The 1,911-nt window shown below is 39.8% G+C and carries 3 protein-coding genes; 2 read left to right on the top strand and 1 reads right to left on the bottom strand.

Annotated features, from left to right (window positions below; translation table 11 throughout):
* Positions 1 to 67 precede the first annotated feature (67 nt).
* Together PX482_RS18480 and PX482_RS18475 are read left to right on the top strand one after the other, a co-directional pair.
* Positions 68 to 250, top strand: coding sequence for a hypothetical protein (locus PX482_RS18480; RefSeq protein ID WP_223213080.1), 183 nt, complete (start codon positions 68 to 70; stop codon positions 248 to 250).
* A complete protein-coding gene (locus PX482_RS18475; protein WP_353852430.1) occupies positions 169 to 1,239 on the top strand; it encodes a patatin-like phospholipase family protein in 1,071 nt (356 codons plus the stop codon). The genes PX482_RS18480 and PX482_RS18475 overlap by 82 nt, the downstream gene beginning before the upstream one ends.
* A 292-nt stretch (positions 1,240 to 1,531) precedes the next feature.
* On the opposite strand, the gene PX482_RS18470 is transcribed toward PX482_RS18475, so the two are convergent.
* Positions 1,532 to 1,681 (bottom strand): hypothetical protein, encoded by a 150-nt coding sequence (locus PX482_RS18470; RefSeq protein WP_002762856.1) that lies wholly within the window; start codon positions 1,679 to 1,681, stop codon positions 1,532 to 1,534.
* Positions 1,682 to 1,911 lie beyond the last annotated feature (230 nt).

Here is a 1,911-nt window from a genome sequence, read left to right as displayed (position 1 = left end):
TGGCTCTTCGGTTTGTGTTATGCAATGGACGAGGATTACAAGGGATGGAACCCTTATTTAGAAAGGCATTTGGCGATTTTTGTCAATTGTTTTTGCTCTAGAGCGAACTAATCAATTAAGTCTCTTGCCAGATAAGGATTTAGTCGATTTATGCCCCCCTATTGAACCATACCAAGTAACGAAGAACCTGATTTCTTCGCGGGAACTTCAACAGGAAGCATCATTGCCTGTGGCCTTGCCAATGGAATGACCGCCACACAAATTTTAGGGTTTTATAACGAACATGGTCAAACCATTTTCAAAGAGCTAGACCTAAAAAAATTCTCCAACGTATGGCCAGAAGTATGGCGACGAATCAAAGAAAAAGATCCTTCCCTTCCCCTCTTTGAAGAAGAAGGATTAGAAAATGTTCTTAAGAAACCAAACATTTTTCCTGAAACTTTGCTCTTTAAAGACTTACCAAAACCGACTCTAGTAACCAGTTACGATACCTATAATCGAGAAGCCGTAATTTTTGTCAGTCGAGGTACGGTTCAACACAACGAAGATACTACAAACTACACTTCAGAACAATTAGATAAAAAGAAATTAGAAGACGCTAAATATAAAGCAAGATATGCAACTCTTCCCGTGTGGCAAGTCTGCCGTTCCTCTTCTGCCGCTCCCGTCGCTTTTGCGGGTTATCTGCTGAAAGATAAAGCCTATTTAGACGCTTTAACAGACTATGATCGTCCAGATAATGACAGAATTCGTCGAGGCGACTTAATAAAGAAAACAACAACAATACCTCAACATTCTGACGAAAAGTGTATTCCGTTAATTGATGGAGGAGTTGTCGCCAATAATCCTGCCCTATGCGCGATCGCTGAAGCAATTGAAAATGGTAAACCACTAGATAAAATTTTCGTAGCCTCGTTTGGGACAGGACAAGTTAATCGTCGTATTAGTGCAGAAGAAGCAACAACTTGGGGCGGATTTGATTGGGTTAACATTCATAATCAAATTCCACTAATGGATGTATTTTCAGATGGCTCCTCCGATGTCACAGACTATACCGCAAAAAAACTGTTGAAGGATAATTATAAACGTATCCAGCCTGTCATTACTTCCGATATTTCCACATTTCAGGCAGATGAAGCTAATCTCACAGCATTATCTCGTGCAGCAGACCATTATCTAAATCATTGTGGCGGAAAAGAGCGATTAAAGAAATTAGCACAGCAATTGGTTAACGCTTAATATCCATTACGACATAAATTATAATGCAATTTTTAAGAGGGGTTAAAAGCCCCTTCTTCGCTTGGGTAGATAGTGCGATCGCCAATCACGTAGGATACATCCCATGCACCTTTTGCTTTTTCAAAACACTTAAATCCAAATTGCGATGCCTTACATTGCCCTAACATCTCCCGCATCATTCATTGCCCATACTGTCAGGAATTGTTATCGTACCCAAATCAGAGCGATAAAAACCTTCATCAATCAACCAATAGATACGGACAGGGCGATCTTGGGATTTTAAATAAAACCCCTACCGCATAGGATTATAACGAATATAATCACAGGGTAAAGCATAACCTCGTTCATCTCGAATTAATGGTATATCCAGCCCGTTGAAATTAGCTGATAAAATTAAAAAGGAAACCAACCAAACAGCAAACCATGCTAAGTAGTCGTGCAAAATAAATTTCCTAGTGAAGAAAGGCAAAAGGCAAGAGGCAAGAGGCAAGGGGGGGTTAGATATGTGTAATTAATTTTGCTTAGGTAGGGTTTGCTGAATAAATCTAAAAACCTTACAGGAAAGGGCTTTTAGCTTGATTGAGAGCTTCCCAAATGCACTTAAATCTGCTAGAATCTCTTAAAACCCTTGCATCACCCTTGCATCACCCTTGCATCTTCTCTAATTAGTGC

Origin of the sequence: Microcystis sp. M53602_WE12, from assembly GCF_030065455.1 — a bacterium.
Lineage (GTDB): Bacteria > Cyanobacteriota > Cyanobacteriia > Cyanobacteriales > Microcystaceae > Microcystis > Microcystis aeruginosa.
This window is presented reverse-complemented; position numbering and strand designations above follow the sequence as displayed.